The organism is Streptococcus infantis (genome assembly GCF_019929575.1).
GTDB classification, from domain to species: Bacteria; Bacillota; Bacilli; order Lactobacillales; family Streptococcaceae; genus Streptococcus; species Streptococcus infantis_L.
The window spans coordinates 34,121-54,208 of the sequence record NZ_JAHZPU010000003.1; the positions used below are offsets into that span (position 1 = coordinate 34,121).

Annotated in this window: 17 protein-coding genes and 1 pseudogene; 11 read left to right on the forward strand and 7 right to left on the reverse strand. The window is 39.4% G+C overall.

All coding sequences use genetic code 11. The annotated features are described in order from the left end of the window. Nucleotides 1-82 precede the first annotated feature (82 nt). From K1I67_RS02005 to K1I67_RS02040, 8 genes and pseudogenes are all read left to right on the forward strand, one after another. Nucleotides 83-952, forward strand: a complete 870-nt coding sequence (locus K1I67_RS02005) for an ROK family protein (protein ID WP_223338566.1) — start codon at nucleotides 83-85, stop codon at nucleotides 950-952. Continuing rightward, a complete protein-coding gene (locus K1I67_RS02010) occupies nucleotides 946-2,826 on the forward strand; it encodes a beta-N-acetylhexosaminidase (RefSeq protein WP_223338567.1) in 1,881 nt (626 codons plus the stop codon). The genes K1I67_RS02005 and K1I67_RS02010 overlap by 7 nt, the downstream gene beginning before the upstream one ends. A gap of 202 nt (nucleotides 2,827-3,028) precedes the next feature. Continuing rightward, complete coding sequence (locus K1I67_RS02015) at nucleotides 3,029-3,958, forward strand: ABC transporter permease (protein WP_049530327.1); 930 nt, start codon at nucleotides 3,029-3,031, stop codon at nucleotides 3,956-3,958. Between the two features lie 13 nt (nucleotides 3,959-3,971). Further along, nucleotides 3,972-4,892, forward strand: a complete 921-nt coding sequence (locus tag K1I67_RS02020) for a carbohydrate ABC transporter permease (protein ID WP_006149055.1) — start codon at nucleotides 3,972-3,974, stop codon at nucleotides 4,890-4,892. Nucleotides 4,893-5,001: 109 nt separating this feature from the next. Further along, nucleotides 5,002-6,486 carry an ABC transporter substrate-binding protein gene (locus K1I67_RS02025; protein ID WP_223338568.1) on the forward strand — a complete coding sequence of 495 codons (1,485 nt, stop codon included), beginning with the start codon at nucleotides 5,002-5,004 and terminating at the stop codon, nucleotides 6,484-6,486. Nucleotides 6,487-6,643: 157 nt separating this feature from the next. After that, nucleotides 6,644-7,322: pseudogene (locus K1I67_RS02030) on the forward strand (lysostaphin resistance A-like protein). 131 nt (nucleotides 7,323-7,453) lie between these two features. Then, entirely contained in the window at nucleotides 7,454-8,440 is a 987-nt protein-coding gene (gene trhO / locus K1I67_RS02035) for an oxygen-dependent tRNA uridine(34) hydroxylase TrhO (RefSeq protein ID WP_004251023.1), read from the forward strand. Nucleotides 8,441-8,563: 123 nt separating this feature from the next. Then, nucleotides 8,564-9,421 (forward strand): DUF4299 family protein, encoded by an 858-nt coding sequence (locus K1I67_RS02040; protein WP_070458551.1) that lies wholly within the window; start codon nucleotides 8,564-8,566, stop codon nucleotides 9,419-9,421. 156 nt (nucleotides 9,422-9,577) lie between these two features. Here the strand turns inward: K1I67_RS02040 and K1I67_RS02045 are convergent, their stop codons facing one another. From K1I67_RS02045 to K1I67_RS02075, 7 genes are all read right to left on the reverse strand, one after another. Beyond that, a complete protein-coding gene (locus tag K1I67_RS02045; RefSeq protein WP_223338569.1) occupies nucleotides 9,578-10,546 on the reverse strand; it encodes a DUF6574 domain-containing protein in 969 nt (322 codons plus the stop codon). An 87-nt stretch (nucleotides 10,547-10,633) separates the two neighbouring features. Beyond that, complete coding sequence (locus K1I67_RS02050) at nucleotides 10,634-11,542, reverse strand: DUF4097 family beta strand repeat-containing protein (protein WP_223338570.1); 909 nt, start codon at nucleotides 11,540-11,542, stop codon at nucleotides 10,634-10,636. After that, nucleotides 11,535-12,128, reverse strand: coding sequence for a DUF1700 domain-containing protein (locus K1I67_RS02055; protein WP_223338571.1), 594 nt, complete (start codon nucleotides 12,126-12,128; stop codon nucleotides 11,535-11,537). The genes K1I67_RS02050 and K1I67_RS02055 overlap by 8 nt, the downstream gene beginning before the upstream one ends. After that, the gene (locus tag K1I67_RS02060) at nucleotides 12,115-12,441 is read right to left on the reverse strand and encodes a PadR family transcriptional regulator (RefSeq protein WP_223338572.1); all 327 of its coding nucleotides are present in this window, start codon (nucleotides 12,439-12,441) and stop codon (nucleotides 12,115-12,117) included. The genes K1I67_RS02055 and K1I67_RS02060 overlap by 14 nt, the downstream gene beginning before the upstream one ends. Before the next feature lie 173 nt (nucleotides 12,442-12,614). After that, nucleotides 12,615-13,040, reverse strand: coding sequence for a hypothetical protein (locus K1I67_RS02065; protein WP_223338573.1), 426 nt, complete (start codon nucleotides 13,038-13,040; stop codon nucleotides 12,615-12,617). A gap of 41 nt (nucleotides 13,041-13,081) precedes the next feature. Further along, nucleotides 13,082-14,578 (reverse strand): gliding motility protein, encoded by a 1,497-nt coding sequence (locus tag K1I67_RS02070; protein ID WP_223338574.1) that lies wholly within the window; start codon nucleotides 14,576-14,578, stop codon nucleotides 13,082-13,084. 585 nt (nucleotides 14,579-15,163) lie between these two features. Continuing rightward, nucleotides 15,164-16,330, reverse strand: a complete 1,167-nt coding sequence (locus tag K1I67_RS02075; RefSeq protein ID WP_223338575.1) for a CynX/NimT family MFS transporter — start codon at nucleotides 16,328-16,330, stop codon at nucleotides 15,164-15,166. A gap of 217 nt (nucleotides 16,331-16,547) precedes the next feature. Here K1I67_RS02075 and K1I67_RS02080 point away from each other — a divergent pair, with 217 nt between their 5' ends. The 3 genes from K1I67_RS02080 (at nucleotide 16,548) to K1I67_RS02090 (ending at nucleotide 19,986) form a co-directional block, all read left to right on the forward strand. Next, a complete protein-coding gene (locus K1I67_RS02080; RefSeq protein WP_223338576.1) occupies nucleotides 16,548-17,378 on the forward strand; it encodes a glycosyltransferase in 831 nt (276 codons plus the stop codon). Nucleotides 17,379-17,448: 70 nt separating this feature from the next. Beyond that, nucleotides 17,449-19,299 (forward strand): polysaccharide biosynthesis protein, encoded by a 1,851-nt coding sequence (locus K1I67_RS02085; RefSeq protein ID WP_223338577.1) that lies wholly within the window; start codon nucleotides 17,449-17,451, stop codon nucleotides 19,297-19,299. Between the two features lie 261 nt (nucleotides 19,300-19,560). Beyond that, on the forward strand, nucleotides 19,561-19,986 hold the full coding sequence (locus K1I67_RS02090; protein WP_223338578.1) for a DUF805 domain-containing protein: 426 nt from the start codon (nucleotides 19,561-19,563) through the stop codon (nucleotides 19,984-19,986). Nucleotides 19,987-20,088 lie beyond the last annotated feature (102 nt).

A 20,088-nucleotide genomic window follows, 5' to 3' on the forward strand; every position in this document is an offset into this window, starting at 1 on the left:
TAAAAAGATAACATAAAAAGAAAGGAGGAGCGAAAAGAGTAAGAACCGACTGCTGACTCGCTCCTTTTTACAGGTAAAAGCAATGACCATTGCAACGATTGATATCGGAGGGACCGGTATAAAATTTGCTAGTCTAACTCCTGATGGAAAGATTTTAGATAAGGCCAGCACCCCAACGCCAGAGACTCTAGAAGAGTTGCTTGCTTGGTTGGACCAACGTTTGTCAGAACGTGACTATCGTGGGATTGCTATGAGTGTACCAGGTGCAGTTAATCAAGAAACAGGTGTGATTGAGGGAATCAGTGCTATTCCATACATTCATGGTTTTTCATGGTATGAGGCGCTTGCTCATCACAAGCTTCCTGTTCATCTAGAAAATGATGCTAACTGTGTTGGACTTAGTGAACTGCTAGCTCATCCTGAGATTGAAAATGCAGCCTGTGTCGTGATTGGTACAGGAATCGGTGGGGCTATGATTATCAATGGCAAGCTTCACCGTGGTCGTCATGGCTTGGGTGGAGAGTTTGGTTATATGACAACCATCGAACCAGCAGAAAAACTCAACAACTGGTCGCAACTAGCATCAACAGGAAATATGGTTCGTTATGTGATTGAAAAATCAGGTCAGTCAGACTGGGATGGGCGTAAGATTTACCAAGAGGCTGCGGCAGGAAATGCCCTTTGCCAAGAAGCCATTGAACGCATGAATCGCAACCTAGCTCAAGGCCTGCTCAATATCCAGTATCTCATCGATCCAGATGTGATTAGCCTAGGTGGCTCTATCAGTCAGAACCCTGATTTTATCAAGGGTGTGCAAAAAGCAGTAGACGCTTTTGTCGAAACTTATGAAGAATATACAATTGCTCCAGTTATTCAAGCCTGCACCTATCACGCAGATGCCAATCTCTACGGTGCCCTTGTCAACTGGTTACAGGAGGAAAACCAATGGTAATTTTTACAGGACTTAGTTCCAAACAAGCGCAAGCTATCGAAGTATTAAAAAGTCACATTTCTCTATCAGATGTAGAGGTGGCAGTCGCTCAATCTGACCAAGCTTCTATCTCTATCAAGGGTGAGAAGGGGCAGTATCAACTGACCTACCGTAAACCTCATCAACTCTACCGTGCTTTATCTGTGCTAGCAACAGCTTTAGCAGAAGGGGACAAGGTAGAGATTGAAGAGCAGGCGGCCTATGAAGATTTAGCCTATATGGCGGACTGTTCGCGAAATGCCGTGATAAATGTCGCATCTGCCAAACAGATGATTGAAGTCTTGGCTCTCATGGGTTATTCAACCTTTGAGCTCTATATGGAAGACACCTATCAGATTGAGGGGCAACCTTACTTTGGTTATTTCCGCGGGGCTTATTCAGCTGAAGAGTTACAGGAAATTGAAGCATACGCCCAGCAGTTTGACATGACCTTTGTCCCATGCATCCAGACCTTGGCCCACTTGTCAGCCTTTGTCAAATGGGGCGTCAAAGAAGTGCAAGAACTCCGCGATGTAGAGGATATTCTCCTCATCGGTGAAGAAAAAGTCTACGATCTGATTGACGGTATGTTTGCTACTTTGTCTAAACTACAAACTCGCAAGGTCAATATCGGGATGGACGAAGCTCACTTGGTTGGTTTGGGACGTTACCTTATCCTAAACGGTGTGGTGGATCGGAGCCTCCTCATGTGCCAACACTTGGAGCGTGTGTTGGATATTGCAGACAAGTATGGTTTCCACTGCCAGATGTGGAGCGATATGTTCTTCAAGCTCATGTCAGCAGATGGCCAGTACGACCGTGAGGTGGAAATTCCAGAAGAAACTCGTGTTTACCTTGACCGTCTCAAAGACCGTGTGACCTTGGTTTACTGGGATTATTACCAAGATAGCGAGGAAAAATACAACCGTAACTTTAATAATCACCACAAGATTAGCCAGGATATTGCCTTTGCAGGTGGTGCTTGGAAGTGGATTGGTTTCACACCACACAACCATTTCAGTCGTCTCATCGCTGTCGAAGCTAACAAAGCCTGCCGTGCTAATCAGATCAAGGAAGTCATTGTGACTGGTTGGGGAGATAATGGTGGTGAAACAGCTCAGTTCTCTATTCTGCCAAGTCTACAAATCTGGGCAGAACTCAGCTACCGCAACGATTTAGACCGTTTGTCAGATCATTTCAAGACCAATACAGGTCTATCCGTTGAGGATTTCATGCAACTTGATCTTGCCAATCTCTTGCCAGATCTACCAAATAATCTCAGTGGCATCAATCCCAACCGATATGTCTTTTACCAGGATATTCTTTGCCCAATTCTTGATCAGCACATGACACCTGAACAAGACAATCCGCACTTTGCCCAGGCAGCTGTGACTCTTGCTGCTATCAAAGAAAAAGCAGGTACCTACGCTTATCTTTTCGAAACTCAGGCCCAGTTGAATGCTATTTTAAGTGGCAAGGTTGATGTGGGACGACGCATTCGTCAAGCCTATCAAGCAGATGATAAAGAAAGCTTGCAACAAATTGCTAGGGAAGAATTACCAAAATTAAGAAGCCAGGTTGAAACCTTCCACAAGCTCTTTAGCCAGCAATGGTTGAAAGAAAACAAGGTCTTTGGTTTGGATACAGTAGATATCCGTATGGGTGGACTCTTGCAGCGGATCAAGCGAGCAGAAAGTCGCATTGAAAACTACCTAGCAGGCGAAATCTCTCGTATTGACGAACTAGAAGTAGAGATTCTTCCATTTACTGACTTCTACGCAGACAAGGACTTCGCAGCAACAACAGCCAACCAGTGGCATACCATCGCGACAGCTTCGACCATTTATACAACCTAGAAAAACTCTATTCAGGAAGAAAGTTTCTCGTGAAACCTATTCTTATATAAAAAAGTTCTCCACATAAAATAATTTGTGGAGTTTTTTCTATAATTAGTAGTTTAAACTATCCTTAAAATAAGAGTATACTATTTTTGTAAACGTTATCAAATCTAAAAATTGTGAGATTATCAAGTTTTAGAAAATAAAAAGGGAGGAAATTATGAACAAGTTTTCAAAAACTTTGAGAGATAATTGGATTTTTCTCTTAATGGTTTTACCAGGGACATTATGGTTGATTTTATTCTTCTATATCCCAGTATTTGGAAATGTGGTTGCCTTCAAAGACTACCATATGACTGGTGAAGGATTCGTTCACAGTATTATAAATAGTAAATGGGTCGGACTAGATAACTTTAAATTCTTGTTTAGTTCCAAAGATGCCTTTGTCATTACTCGAAACACTGTCCTTTATAACCTTGGATTTATCTTTATCGGTTTGATCGTGTCAGTTGGTATCGCTATTATCCTTAGTGAACTTCGCTCTAAGCAAATGGTTAAAATCTACCAAACATCTATGTTATTCCCTTACTTCCTATCTTGGGTTATCATCAGTTTCTTTACAGATGCTTTCCTAAATATCGATAAAGGGCTTATTAACCACACCTTAGAAGCTCTTGGCATGAAGGGGATTAACTTCTACGCTGACATCAGTATCTGGCCTTATCTTCTCCTCTTCCTAGGAATTTGGAAAGGCTTTGGATACAGTAGTGTTATGTACTATGCAACAATCATGGGTATTGATCCAACCTACTACGAAGCAGCGACAGTGGACGGTGCTAGCAAATGGCAACGTATCCGCAACGTAACCATCCCTCAGTTAACACCACTTGTGACAGTATTGACCATCCTTGCAGTCGGAAACATCTTCCGTGCAGACTTCGGTCTCTTCTACCAAATCCCTCACAATGCTGGTCAGCTCTATAGCGTAACAAACGTATTGGACGTCTACGTCTTTAACGGTTTGACTCAGACAGCAGATATCGGTATGGCATCAGCAGCCGGTCTCTATCAGTCAGTCGTCGGTTTGATTCTGGTTATTCTATCAAACTTACTTGCAAGACGTGTTGATCCTAACTCGGCACTATTCTAGAAAGGAGGAGCATATGGCAAAAAAAATTCAAAAAGAAAAAATTGATAATGTTGGCATACACTCCTTCAGCAAAAAGGCAGATATCTTCTTTAGTATCATATCTGGTTTGCTGGCCTTCTCTTGTATCTTGCCTTTCATCTTTGTCATCATTATCTCAGTTACAGATGAGAAGAGTATCGTTCAATATGGATATAGCTTCTTCCCATCACAGTTTGGATTAGATGGTTTTGAGTTTTTGGCTCAGTTCAAAGATAAGATTTTACAAGCACTCTTTATCTCAGTGTTTGTGACAGTTGTCGGTACATTGACAAACGTCTTTATCACTACAACTTATGCCTATGCCATCTCGCGTTCAACATTTAAGTATCGTAAATTCTTTACAATCTTCGCTCTTCTTAGTATGTTGTTCAACGCTGGTTTGGTACCCGGCTATATCGTGGTGACACAATTGCTTCACCTTGGTGATACCATTTGGGCCTTGATTGTTCCAATGCTTCTATCACCATTCAACATCATGTTGATGCGTTCTTTCTTCAAGAAAACCATCCCAGAAGCAATCCTCGAATCAGCTCGTATCGATGGAGCTAGTGAAGCTCGTATCTTCTTCCAAATCTGTTTGCCACTGTCATTACCAGGTATCGCAACGATCACACTATTGACAGCGCTTGGCTTCTGGAATGACTGGTTTAACGCCCTTCTTTACATCAAGAGTGATAACTTGTATCCGTTGCAATATTTGCTCATGCAAATCCAGAACAACATGGATTACATTGCTAAGTCAGTTGGTATGTCAGGACAGCTTGCAGTTGCCCTACCAAAAGAAACAGGTCGTATGGCTATGGTCGTAGTTGCGACTGTTCCGATTGCGATCCTCTACCCATTCTTCCAACGCTACTTTGTAAAAGGTTTGACTATCGGTGGTGTTAAAGAGTAAGGATATTTAAGAAACAATGTTTCTTTTCTAACTCTGATTTTTCTGGCAAAGGAAAATCAAGAATCTAATTTTGTTAATAACTTTAAAAATAAAAAAAGGAGTTTTTATCATGAAAAACTGGAAAAAATATGCTTTTGCATCTGCTAGCCTTGTAGCTTTAGCTGCTAGCCTCGCTGCTTGTGGAAACCTTAAAGGTAACAACCAAAAAGCTGCTGACTCAGCTTCAGGTGACAAAACTGTTATCAAAATGTACCAAATCGGTGACAAACCAGATAACTTGGATGAGTTGCTAGAAAATGCAAACAAAATCATCAGAGAAAAAGTTGGTGCTAAATTAGATATCCAATACCTTGGATGGGGTGACTACAGCAAGAAAATGTCAGTTATCACTTCATCAGGTGAAAACTATGATATCGCCTTTGCAGATAACTATGTTGTAAACGCTCAAAAAGGTGCTTATGCTGACTTGACAGAATTGTACAAGAAAGAAGGAGCTGACCTTTACAAAGCACTTGACCCAGCTTACATCAAAGGTAACACTATAAACGGTAAGATTTATTCTGTTCCAGTTGCAGCTAACGTTGCATCTTCACAAAACTTTGCTTTCAACGGCCCACTTCTTGTAAAATATGGAATCGATATCTCAGGTGTAACTTCATATGAAACACTTGAACCAGTATTGAAACAAATCAAAGAAAAAGCTCCAGATGTAATGCCATTCGCTGTTGGTAAAAACTTTATCCCATCAGAAAACTTTGACTACCCAGTTGCAAACGGACTTCCATTCGTCATCGATCTTGAAGGCGACACTACTAAGATCGTAAACCGTTACGAAGTTCCTCGTTTCGTAGAACACTTGAAGACTCTTCACAAATTCTATGAAGCAGGATACATTCCAAAAGACGTAGCAACAAGCGAAACTTCATATGACCTTACTCAAGATACTTGGTTTGCTCGCGAAGAAACAGTAGGACCAGCTGACTACGGTAGCAGCTTGCTTTCTCGTGTAGCTAACAGAGACATCCAAATCAAACCATTTACTAACTTCATCAAGAAAAACCAAACAACTCAAGTTGCTAACTTTGTAATCTCAAACAACTCTAAGAACAAAGAAAAAGCAATGGAAGTGTTGAACCTCTTGAACACTAACCCAGAACTCTTGAACGGACTTGTTTATGGACCAGAAGGCAAGAACTGGGAAAAAGTTGAAGGTAAAGAAAACCGTGTTCGTGTCCTTGATGGATACAAAGGAAACACTCACATGTCAGGATGGAACACTGGTAACAACTGGATCCTTTACATCAACGAAAACGTTACAGATGAGCAAATCGCACAATCTAAGAAAGACTTGGAAACTGCAAAAGAATCTCCAGCTCTTGGATTCATCTTTAACACTGACAGCGTGAAATCTGAAATTTCAGCTATCACAAACACTATGCAACAATTCGATACAGCTATCAACACTGGTACTGTAGACCCAGAAAAAGCTATTCCAGAATTGATGGAAAAACTTAAATCTGAAGGTGCTTACCAAAAAGTATTGGATGAAATGCAAAAACAATACGACGAATTCTTGAAAAGCAAAAAATCATAAGAATAATTGATTTCGTGTATTCATTCCTAAAAAGAGCGATCACTGCCTTGTCTAGAGCCTTCTAGATAAGGTGGTGATTCTTTTTTTAGTATTTGCATATAATTATCTGTATTTTGTTCAGAGTTTTGCTCTTACATTTAACATAGGTTATAGACATATGAAAAAATACCATCTTATTTTCAAAACAAGTGCAATCTTATCCTACTTATTTTTCGTATATGGGCTTTCTCAGTTGACGCTTATGATCCAAAATTACTGGCAATTTTCTTCTCAGATTGGCAATTTTTTCTGGATCCGAAACCTTGTCAGTCTTGTCTTTATTGGCATTATGATAGGGATTTTAGTCAAGACAGGTCATGGATATCTTTTTGTTATTCCTAAGAAAAAATGGCTGTGGTATACAGTGCTGACAATTCTCGTAGCTGTGCTTCATAAAACGTTTGGCTAGACATGTTCAGTCTACCTATGAAGGTTGGGCCGTGTTGATCGGTTATAGTGAGACAAATTTTGCCGAGTTGGGACTCTATCTATCCTTATTTTTTCTAGGGCCTCTGATGGAAGAGTTGATTTATAGAGGATTGCTCCAACATGCCTTCTTTAAAGATTCGAAATTTGGGCTTGACCTGATTCTTCCTTCGGTTTTATTTGCTCTTCCTCACTTTACAAGTTTTCCCAGTGTACTAGATAGTCTTGTTTTTGCGACATTTGGAATCTTTTATGCGGGTCTAACTCGCTATACCAAGAGTATCTATCCCGGTTATATCGTTCATGTTATCAATAATATTGTTGCAGCCTTACCATTTTTGGTAACTTTTCTTCATCGAATATTCAGCTAAACAAGACCTGTTTTCAGGTCTTGTTTTCAATTTTCAGTCAAATAAATTGCATTCGCTTTCTTGGGAGAGTATACTGGTATAGTTGAATGAAAAATTCTGATAATTTAATCTTAGAAAAGAGAATCAATCTTATGTCAAAAGATATTCGAGTTTTACTTTATTATAAATATGTTCCCATCGAAAACGCGGAACAATTTGCGGCTGACCACTTGGCTTTCTGTAAGTCAATCGGCCTCAAAGGTCGTATCCTAGTCGCTGACGAAGGGATTAACGGAACCGTTTCTGGTGACTATGAGACTACGCAAAAATATATGGACTATGTTCACAGCCTTCCAGGTATGGAAGACCTTTGGTTCAAGATTGATGAAGAAAGTGAGCAAGCTTTCAAGAAGATGTTTGTTCGCTATAAAAAGGAAATCGTCCACCTTGGTTTAGAGGATGATAACTTTGACAATGATATCAATCCTCTTGAAACAACAGGTGCTTACTTGTCTCCAAAGGAATTTAAAGAAGCCCTCCTAGATGAAGATACAGTTGTCCTTGATACTCGTAATGACTATGAGTACGACCTTGGACACTTCCGTGGGGCTATCCGTCCAGACATTCGTAACTTCCGTGAGTTACCACAATGGGTCCGTGATAACAAAGAAAAATTCATGGACAAGCGTGTCGTAGTTTACTGTACAGGTGGAGTCCGCTGTGAGAAATTCTCAGGTTGGATGGTTCGTGAAGGCTACAAAGATGTCGGTCAATTGCACGGAGGAATCGCGACTTACGGGAAAGACCCAGAAGTTCAAGGGGAACTTTGGGATGGGAAAATGTACGTATTTGATGAACGTATCGCAGTCGATGTCAACCATGTCAACCCAACAATCGTCGGAAAAGATTGGTTTGATGGAACACCATGTGAACGTTATGTCAACTGTGGAAATCCATTCTGTAACCGTCGTATCTTGGCATCAGAAGACAACGAAGATAAATATCTCCGTGGTTGCTCACACGAGTGCCGTGTTCACCCACGTAATCGCTATGTTTTAGAACATGAATTGACGCAAGACCAAGTTATCGAGCGTTTAGCAGCGATTGGTGAGAACCTAGATCATTCTGAAGTTGTATAATAGTATCAACAGTCCTGATGGGCTGTTTTTCTATGCTTTTGACTAAAAAATCTTAAATTTGTTTCTGCATCTTTCAGGAAAATGGTGTATACTATATGTAAACGATTTCAAAGGAGACCATTTATGGTGAAAACATTTTTTATTCCAAATAAACAAAGTATTTTAGGACAACAGGAGATTCTAACAGCTAAGTCAGTCTTGGCCCTAGTAGATGGCTTAGAGTCACATAGTTATGATGCTGTCTATCTTCGTCAACCCCTCAATCGCCTTGAGTATATCGAGTGTGGAATCGTAGGTAAGTCTCAATTTCTCTTTAAAGTTCGTTATGTAGATGCTCAAAAAGGCTATCAAGTGATCATTCCTGACTTAATTACAAGAGCTGACTGGGAAATTGTAGAAGCTCTCTTGCAAGCCTTGTCTAGCAAGGTTGGTGAATCTGTTGAAGGTTTGGCAGACTTTGATTTGGAAAACTATTTCCAAGAAACGGTTAAGAACTATCTAGCTGATAAGGCTGCTCGTTTAGGTTTCTGTCAGGGTATTCTATCAACTATTTACTTTGATAAGAAGGATTTGGAAAGTTTCCTAGAAGAAGATGGACTGGCACGTTTTGAAGAATTAGTTAAGAGGGTTCAAGGGTCAGATGCTTATCCTGCAAGTGCTAAATTCTACCCAGATAGTGAGGGTAAGGTTCATGGAATCTACCACCTGGCTCAAGGAGTAAAGACTATTTTGCCAAAAGGTCCTGTTGTTCCTGTGCCTTATGTTGAGCAGTTGGTAGGAAAAGAGCTTGTCTGGGAGATTGACCTGGTAAAAATCTCTGGAGATGGTTCTAAGCCTGAAGACTATGAAGCTGTAGCTAGACTGGATTACCAAGCCTTTTTAGAAGTTCTTCCAAAGGAACTTTGTCAGGATTTGGATGCCAACCAAGTAGAGGTAGGACCAGTTTCAGGAGAGGATTTTGAAGCTTTAGCAAATAGATAAATAAGGAATCTGTGACAAAAGTTTCTATAAAGTTAAAAAGCGAACAAGATTAGTTTTCTGATTATCAGAATTCTGTCTTGTTCGCTTTTTTTGTTTTTAAAATTTTATAGTAATGATCCTCTAAAGCTAATATCTTTCTATCTCGCTACCTTTATCTTACATAAAAGCTAGGATTCGTAAATATTCAAAAACCAGAGTCATTTCCGCTAGGAAGAAGAGAAATAGGATACCACCGTTAACTAGAAATGCTAAGAGAAGGCGATAGAAGGAGTCAGTTTGGCTATCTTTACTTGGTCTTGAGATGGTATAGAGGTTGGCAAGAAGTACCAGACCAATGCTAATGAGGCAAAGAAGAGCCGCAAAACGTAGACTATTAAAGAAGGCAAAGAAACTCGCGATACCCGTGAGCAGGATAGGAAGGGCGAAGAGTCTGCTGTACTCTTGCAAGGATTTTTCCAGTGTCCAGTCATTGTCCTGATTGACAAAACGTTTAACTACAAATCCACCCATAAGGATAGAAAAGAAGAATAAACTTGTCGCTACCAAGATGGAGAAGATAGAAAAGAGATTCAGTGAAGGGAACTGCTCGCTGACATGAGAGTTGATAGCCGCCATATGGCCGTAGTAGTTATGCTTGATATGATAAATCGCACAGAAGAAACTAAGAGCAGAAAAGATAGTCAGCAGGGCAAAGGCATTATAACTATGTTTTTTATCTGTATCAATGCTTGTTGTCGGTTCTTTAAGGGCACCTTGTAGCCAAAACCAAAGATCAGCCAGTTCTTCTTTGAATACTGCGAATAGTGCTGTTTTGGCAGATACAGAATCTGGTAAAAACGGGCTTTCCAAAGATTGACTTTTCTGAGAAGCTTCTTTAACAGGTTCTTCTGACTCGTCTATCTTTTCTGATTTTTCAGCGAGCTCTTCAGTCTCTACAGTTTCCTCACTAGTTTCCTTATCTTCTGGATTGGTATGAAGATTTTCTTGAGGATTTTCCTCAACTACTGGCGCCTTGTCTCTTGTCTCTGAATCTTCTTCAAGGAGAACTGAGTCGGATGGGCTATCTTTTTTATCATTGTTGGCTGTTTTTTCGAAATCAGCACTTTCAAACCATTCTTGAGTCATAATAGACCTCCCTTTTTTGATTAATTTTTGAGTAGTAACTACTAGTTGTCTTTATTCATGATTTCTATAAGAAAGCAAGCGATCTTATTATGGGAAATAGATACTTTGATTAGATTTTGCGACGAGGAGATCTTGCGTATCTTTTTTTTCTGTTTTGTAAGGGTTCGCTAATGCTTCACCTTTACTACCTCCCGTAGGTATGTCATGTCTGTCTCGATGCCAACGATAGATATCACCATGTTCAGCAGAAAATTCAAGATTGATTCGATCAAGTTCCTTCTGAGATAACTCGAGTGAGATATCTTTTCTTGCCTCGAATTCCACTCGACCATGCACTTGGATATCGTCTGCCTTGATATGTTCATGATCTGCTTGGATGCGGCTATCTGTTAGACTGGTTTCAAATACATTGACAATTCCAGTTGTGATCAGTTGGCTATTTTTAATCTCGCTATCAGTGATACGAAGAAGATAGCCATTTGACTGGATCTTGGCATTGCTGACTTTTACATCGGCAATCGAAAGGACACCGTGGTCGACCTGGGCGGTTAGATCTTTTAATTCTCTTCCTTTTGGCAACGATAGAACGACCTCATCATTGCGGCTAGAGACTCCGCTTACGATAAATAGGATACCCTCGATACTAGAACCTATAGAGCGACGTGTAGTTGACTTGGTGTCAGAAATCTCAAGAGTTTTTTCTTTGATAGAATGCTGGAGGTTTTCTTTTTCAGAGATGGTCGGGTGATACTGAAGGTGAATCTTGTCATCGCTAGATTCTCTAATGACTAACGAATGTTCTGTCAGTGACATGTTAAGATTTTCAATATCTTGATCAAAAACGAGCTCTTCCATTCGGCTCTCAAAGACTGGTTTTTGTGACATTGCAAGGAGGCCTCTGACACCGTCTGTTTGGATGCCGATGATAATCATTGAAAAACCGATGATACTAGTAACAACACCAAAGATAAGAAATCCTTTTGTCCATTTACGCATGTCTTTCACCTCTCTTTCCTCTATTAAGAATCCATTGGATGAGTCGAAGGACCAGTAATCCAAAGAAACGTGTTACGTAAGAAGTGGCTAGTAAGACTAGGGATGAAGCTCCGATCGCCAGTAAACCACCACCAAAAATAAGTACAAAAGCAGATGTCGATTCAGCCAGAATGTAGAAGCTTTCAAATAGGAGAACAGCTCCGAGAACCATCCCAGCTGCTGAAACAGCAAAGAAGGCAATAAGTACGCTGACAGCGGCGATAAAAATGCCGATGATAGCCATGAGAAGAGCAATTCCGACCGGAATTCCGATAGGCGCTGCAAGAAGGGCTAGTAGAGCGATGCGTAAAATATGGCGGTCGTTCTTACTGGAATTTTCTTCGTTGATTTTCTTATCAAGAAGTGTAGTCAGGACATCATGGGCAGCCTCTTTTGGACTTCCCAGACTAGTCATTAGCTCCTCCTCACCTTCTGGACCCGCATCATCAAAGAGTTCTTTGAAGTAATCCATGGCTTCAATGCGATCAGATTGAGGAAGCTTCATCAGATAGGCTTCAAGCTGATTCAAATATTCAGTTCTTGTCATGGCGAATGCTCCCTTCTATGATTCCATTGATAGTGTCAGCGTAGAGTGTCCACTCTTCTCTGAGTACAAATAGTTGTTCCTCCCCAATCTCTGTCAAGGAGTAGTACTTCCGCATCCGACCTTGGTATTCGCGAGAGTATGTAGTCAGATAGCGGTTGGTATCCAGTTTTTTCAAGATGGGGTAGAGAGTAGATTCCTTGATTTTGGCAATGAGTTTAATGGTTTGGCTGATCTCATAACCATAGGAATCCCCTTGTTCTAGAATGGCCAAGATGAGAAATTCAATCAAAGCCGCTGATGTTGGAAAATACATGGGGCACCTCCTTTTTTAGTATGTAAAAATTTTATATATAATTATTCTACACATACATCATACATCTAAATGTAAGCCCTGTCAAGTAATATGTGTAAAAATTTTATATATAAAAAATCTTCTAGCAAAAACTAGAAGATTGGAGGATGTTTTGCATCACTTTGAGGCAATGCCTATCTGTAATTCTCATCATAAATGGGCGGTAGATAAAAATACTTGTCTTCAATCTTGATTTTGGCACAGAGGATGCCGTTTTGATAGACATATCCGTTAAATGGAGGATAGCTATCCAAGTTTTTTAAGATATTCTCAGGTAAAGATCTGAAATTGTAATCCCTCAAGGCCCCAGAACCAATCAATCTTTCAGTCCGATAAGCCTTGATTTCTTTTTCATATTTTTTGAGAAATGCTTCTCGTTTCTTTTCAAAGAGAGCCAAATCTCCATCATCTAACTCGTAATAGCGGTCATAACCAGCAATCCAAGAAATATAAACACACAGTAAAGATTTTTCTATCTCAGGAGAGTAGCCAATTGTAAAGTAATTTTCTTTGTCGACCTGCCGATTTTCTACTGTGATAGTCTGTATAAAGTTAGTCATGATAATCTCCGTTTCAGGAATGAACTAGAAAGGCTTCTCATTTAAAAATCCTTTAGCTCATCAAAGATTTCTATAAATTTTTCTTTGTCCATTCCTAAATCTTCAGGTATTAAGTCTAAGATTTCGCTTAGAGCACTATAGATATCCTCTCTCTCGATTGTTTCAATAAAACAGTTACGTTTGTCCATTTTATTGAAACCTTGAGTATATTCTCTTATGAGAACTTCTACGTTTTTAATAGTGTTTTCATTGGGGTTTTCTAGAAGCTTTATAAGGCTTGCTCTAGTCTTTCTATAAAGAGAGGCTGCTTTTTTTGCATTTGCGGTTGAAATATTTTCTTGTCCATCCCATGAGCGAAATGGATTATCTAGGTTTTGGGCTAGCCATTCAGCTTTCCTCGGTTTTGTTATCCAAAGATTCAGTCCCTTGTCCTTCAGTTTTTTATAATATTTTTTGGCTCCTTTAGCTGCATCTTCTGGTAAGCTACTCATCCAAAACATGCTTAATTGAGGTAAATCTTCTGGTTTTGGGATATCCTCTGCAGTAAAGCCAAACAAATCAACGGTTGAAAAATTGATTAACTCTTTTAACTCTGATAATTTATGGAAATTAAGAATATTACCAGGTTTCCCCCACAATCTCAATTCCCTAAGATTTGGATAGTTATTCAAGATTTGTGCAAAGTCTATTTCAAGGATGTTAGAACAATGGATGGCTCCCAAATCCTTTAATCCCAGCACCTTAGGCAGAGAACGATCAAGTTGTAATCGTAAGCTGGCTCCATGATCCTTTACAAGTATCTGACAATTGTCGCTCATGTCTCCTAATAAGAGTAGCTCCTCCAAATCATCATTCAATCTAAGTTCCTCTACACTTGTCAAATCAATGGAAAGTCGATGTATGGATGTCTTAGAAAAATCCAGTTTTGTTTGTCCATGATTTTCAAGAACTAGTTCAGTAATAAAAGGAGTCGACTGCAAATACTCATATATATTTTTGTGCCATTTAGTTAATTCTAACTTAGATAAACAAGGGAAGACCTTTAATTCTAATGCGTTTTCAAAAGGTGTCCACTCGTCATTAATATTGTGTTTAGAAATACGGTAGTCATTCCCTGCAAATGAAACCTTTTCCTTGCTTTTATCTGCTTTCTTAAATAAATCTCTTTTTTCTTTTGGGATTTCTTGCCATTTCAGTTGCCTATAAATATCGTAACCACTCCCCCAAAACATAGCATATGTGTTTGTGCTTTCGGTTGTTAATGGTGTTGTATTCCCAATAAAAATATAATTTGACGGTACATGAATATCAACATTACACAGATGCAAGCCTCTATCCCAGTACATAAAATCAATGTACAGTGGCTTTAAGAAAGATAGTTCTTCTTCTGTAAGAGGTTGTTCTCCTGACCAGTCTAATGACAGTAGGACAGCCTGAGGCTTTTTCTCCCCCTCTTCGATCTTGGTTATCTGGCAAGCTATGTATTTTTTTAGATGGGTATTGTAAACACAATAGACGTCCCCTGCTTTTGCTAGCATAAAAATTTCTCCTTAAATGTTACTACATTTTCAATAGTCTTTTTAGACTTTTAAACAAATACTTGTTTGTAATTGAGTTAAAACAAGTAAAGTTCTTTAAGATTTTATTTTAGATAGATTTCTGGTTTCTCAATGACTGAGCCATCCTTCAATTTGGTAATTGAAGGATTTTATGATGCAAAAGTTTAACCTCCTTGGAAGGTTTGATTGTTAGATATTCTAGCTTTATCAGATTAATGATTGAAGTTGCGTCCTTACTTTTTAGGATACCAGTAAAAAAGTTGAAATAGCGTAACTATGGTATATCATTTAAAAAGTTAGAGGAATCTACATGGATGTTTTTAGGGGCAAAACAATCCCCTTCAATTGAGAGAGTTTCGACTTCTTTGAGAGATAAATTGTATAGTTGTTTCCATCATGGTCTTCTTTATCAAATTTAAACGATAAATCTTCCTAGGTATATTATAGCATGTTTTAGCTTAACGAAAGTCTTATGAGGAGGCCTTTCAAACCTTTTTAAAAGAAAAAAGCCAGACAGATGTCTAGCTTGAAAAGTGAGTTTATTGTAGTAAATTCTAAAATTTTTTAGAGGATTTTATCCGCTCGATCCACCATAAAGAGGGCGATTGTCATGATAATATCAATTACTAGAAGAATCAGTACCGCTGGGACCCAAGACTGGAACATGTTAAAACTGTAACCAAAGAGAGTTGGTCCAAAGGCGGCTAGAATGTAGCCACCGGTCTGGGCAAGTCCAGACAATTGAGCCGTCTTTTCAGGTGAGCTTGTTTTGATAGAGAAGCAAACCATGAGATAGGGGAAAAGTGCGCTACAGGCAGTACCAATCAAGAGATGAGCTACTAACCAGTAGAGGAAACTATTGCTCGGGTATAAAAGCATAGCAATTCCAAGCATTCCAGCGAGAGAGACGATTGTTAACATGATTTGACGGTGACGATTGGACAAACGAGTCGTTAGACTTGGAATGGTCATGGAGAAGGGGATACTAGTCAGAGAAAAGATAGAAGCTAGAAGTCCGGCATCTGTGTGAGATAAGCCAGCACTGATTGCCATGGTAGGTAACCAGGTCATACTAGTGTAAAAGAGTAAGGATTGGAGACCGCAAAAGATCATAATGGCCCAAACTTGCTTGTTTTTTAAGATATTCTCTTTCTTTTGTTTTTTCTCATTCCCTTTTAGAAAATGATTGTGACTATGGTTAGGTAACCAGACCACCAAAGTTAGTAGGCAGACCAAGGACAAACAGAGAATCAAGCCTTTCCAAGAACTTGCTTGGCTGATGGGTACAGATAGATAGGAAGCAAGAGCCGTTGCAATTCCCATGGAAGTTACATAAATTGTTGTCAGAAAGCCAATCTTTTGTGGGTAGTTGGCTTGAATAAGGCTAGGAAGGAGCACGTTAAAGATCGCAATACTCGCTCCGATGAGTAGGGTTCCCAGATAAAGTAATGGGAGATTAAAGATACGAATCCCGGAGCCTACAGATAAGACGATAAGACTATAGGTGAAAAGGTGCTCAAGTCCAATTTTTTGAGCCAAATGGGTCGCAAAAGAGGAGAAGAGGGCAAACATTAAGAGAGGGAGACTGGTCAAAACACCAAGTGAACTAACTTCCACTCCAAAACCTTGGGCAATATCTCCCAAAACAGTTGGCAAAGCTGTAAAAGGAGCTCTTAAGACCGCTCCGATTAAGATAATTCCTAGAATAAAAAAGAGTGATCGTTTTTTCATGTGAACCTCAACAAACTGATTTTGATAACAGCTTATTTTAAGGCTTTTTCCTATAGATGTCAAGATGGCGTGAGGGAATCCGTCTGTTAGCTGCGAAAAATCATTGAAAAAAGTTTGATAGATTTACTAGTTTTTTTCTTGTATTCAAATAAAAATAGGAAAGTCAGGAAATTTGTGATAAAATAGTGAAAGAAAATCTATACATTGGAGAAAAGCTGTGTCTGAAAATCGGAAATTTAGTGTCTTGATGTCGGTCTACATCAAAGAGAACCCAGCCTTTTTGAAGGAGGCAGTGGAGAGTATCTTACATCAAACACTCCAACCAAGCGAAGTGGTCATCGTTGAAGATGGCCCACTGACACCTGAACTATATCAAGTGTTGGAGGAATTGGAAGCACAGTCAAGCATTCCAATCAAACGCTGTCCGCTTGAGCAAAATCGTGGTCTAGGGTTGGCACTTAAGTATGGTGTTACACAGTGCCAATATGATATCATTGCCCGTATGGATACGGATGATATTGCTGTTGAAGATCGTTTCGAACAACAGTTCAAGTTAATGGGAACAGAAAATTTGGACCTGCTAGGTGGTCATATCGCTGAATTTATCGACCAGCCTGATGAAATTGTATCTTACCGTCGTGTACCGATTAAGCATGAGGATATCATTGTTTACCAACGTATGAGAAGTGCCTTTAATCACATGACAGTTATGTTCAAAAAAGAGATGGTGCTCAAGGCGGGTAACTACGAAGATGGACTTTATATGGAAGATGATCTCCTCTGGCTCAATATGATTAGTGCCGGAGCTCGAACTGGGAATGTGGATCAAATCCTTTGTAAGGTGCGCGTGGGAGCAGGGATGTTTGAACGTCGAGGAGGTCTCCGTTATCTCAAACTTTATCGCCAAGCACGTAAAAGAATGTATGAACGTGGGCAGATTTCTTATGGCGAATACCTGAAAAGTGTTTTAATCCAAGTTGTTGTTGCTCTCTGTCCAGGATTTGTACGACAGTTTATCTTTTTAAAACTATTGAGAAAAAGTAAATAGCTAATTAGTTTTAAAAAAATGTCTTGTAATTACTAGAAAATGTGATTTTGTGTAGGAGGATACCATTCACATGAATAAAAAAATGACAGATTATGTAATTGATCTGGTTGAAGTGTTAAATAAACAACAAAAACAAGTCTTTTGGGGGATTTTTGATGCTGCCAGCATGATTTCCTCAATCATTGTTTCTTATATCTTGTTTTATGGATTGATCAATCCAGCACCTGTGGACTATGTCATCTATACGAGCTTGACCTTCTTGTTCTATCAGATTATGATTGGGTTCTGGGGGCTCAATGCTAGCATTAGTCGTTATAGCAAAATCACAGACTTTATGAAGATATTCATCGGAGTAAGTGTCAGCAGTGTTTTGTCTTATCTTCTTTGCTATGCCTTCTTGCCACTTTTCTCTGTGCGTTTTATCGTTCTCTTTATCTTGCTCAGCACCTTCTTGATCTTACTCCCACGTATTACTTGGCAGTTGATCTATTCAAGACGCAAAAAGGGTGATGGAGAAGGGGAACATCGTCGTACCTTCTTGATTGGTGCGGGAGACGGTGGAGCTCTCTTTATGAACAGCTATCAACATCCTACGAGTGATCTTGAGTTAGTGGGTATTTTGGATAATGATGAAAAGAAAAAAGGTCAGAAACTAGGTGGAATCCCAGTCTTAGGATCTTATGAACAGTTACCAGAACTCTCAAAACGTCATCAGATTGAAAAAGTTATCGTTGCGATTCCTTCTCTTGATCCATCCGAGTATGAGCGTATCCTAAAAATGTGTAACCAACTTGGCTTGAAGTGTTATAAGATGCCCAAGATTGAGTCGGTTGTTCAAGGATTGCATCCTCAGGTAGGTAGTTTCCAAAAAATCGATATTACTGACCTTTTGGGACGTAAAGAAATTCAACTAGATGAGTCACGCCTAGGCTCAGAAATTACTGGAAAAACTATCTTAGTGACAGGTGCAGGAGGTTCTATCGGGTCTGAGATTTGCCGTCAGGTTAGTCGCTTTAATCCAGAGCGCGTGGTTCTCTTGGGTCATGGGGAAAACTCCATTTATCTTATCTATCATGAATTGATTCGTAGCTTCCAAGGAATTGACTATGTTCCTGTGATTGCAGACATCCAAGACTACGATCGCTTGCTTCAAGTATTTGAGCAGTACCAACTAGCCATTGTTTACCACGCTGCTGCCCATAAGCACGTGCCAATGATGGAACGTAATCCAAAAGAAGCCTTTAAAAATAATATCCTCGGAACTTACAATGTTGCCAAGGCAGTTGACGCCGCTAAGGTACCGAAGATGGTTATGATTTCGACCGATAAGGCCGTTAATCCACCAAACGTAATGGGAGCTACCAAACGTGTGGCAGAGTTGATTGTTACAGGATTTAACCAACGTAGTCAATCTACCTATTGTGCGGTTCGTTTTGGGAATGTTCTTGGTAGCCGTGGTAGTGTGATTCCAGTATTTGAGCGTCAGATTGCAGAGGGTGGTCCAGTGACTGTGACAGACTTCCGTATGACTCGTTACTTTATGACCATTCCAGAAGCTAGCCGTTTGGTGATCCATGCAGGAGCTTATGCTAAAGATGGAGAGGTCTTTATCCTCGATATGGGCAAACCAGTTAAGATTTATGATTTGGCCAAGAAAATGGTTCTTCTCAGCGGACGTACTGAAAATGAAATTCCGATTGTAGAAGTGGGGATTCGTCCAGGTGAGAAACTCTATGAGGAATTGTTGGTATCTACTGAATTAGTTGATAATCAAGTCATGGATAAGATTTTTGTTGGTAAGGTTAATGTCATGCCACTTGAAGTCATCAATCAAAAGATTGAAGAATTCCGTGCTTTGCAAGGTTCAGAGTTGAAGCAAGCTATTATCGGTTTTGCTAACGAAACAACTCACATTCATTAAAAAAGATAAAGGTATGATTCCTAGCTTCATGTTAGAGGTAAGTGGAATCATACCTTTTATTGATAACTGCTACTCCTTTACCAATTTTTGAACAAACTTGTCAATGTTGAACATTTATGGTAAACTAAATTTATACTATTTGAAAATCAAAGTAAATGAGGTCTGCATCGTTTGACTGTACTTAGATATGGTTTATAACGAACTTTCTAATTTGCTCTTTCATTTTCATTTCGTATGAATTAAAAAAATAGGGAGTAACTTATGATTAACGCATATAAGAATTTCTTTAAAGGTTATGTAGATTTTACAGGCCGTTCAACACGCTCAGAGTATTGGTGGATTTGGTTAACAAATATGATCCTCCTTGTCCCTTTTTACTCAGCATATTTTAAGGTGCTAGCAAATCCAAGAAATGAGGCTGCTCTTATGGCCTTGGGTGGAATTGCTATTATCTACATGATTTTCGGGCTAGCCCTAATATTACCTATGTTAGCTTTGACAGTTCGTCGTCTACGTGATGCTGGTTTCCACTGGGCTCTAATCTTTATCATTTTTATTCCGATGGTTGGACCTCTTGCTCTTTTAGTTTTGTTAGCCATGCCATCGAAACAAGTAGAAGTAGTAACCATCAATGAAACTGAAGAAGTTGTAGAAGTTTCACCATTCGAAGAATCAGACAAAAACTAAGAAGTTTAGGTTTTACAAGTGAAACTGTTTTAGAGTTTTCTTTATATTGTTAAGCAAATATCTAACACTCCCATATCTAAAAATAGATTTGGGAGTGTTTTA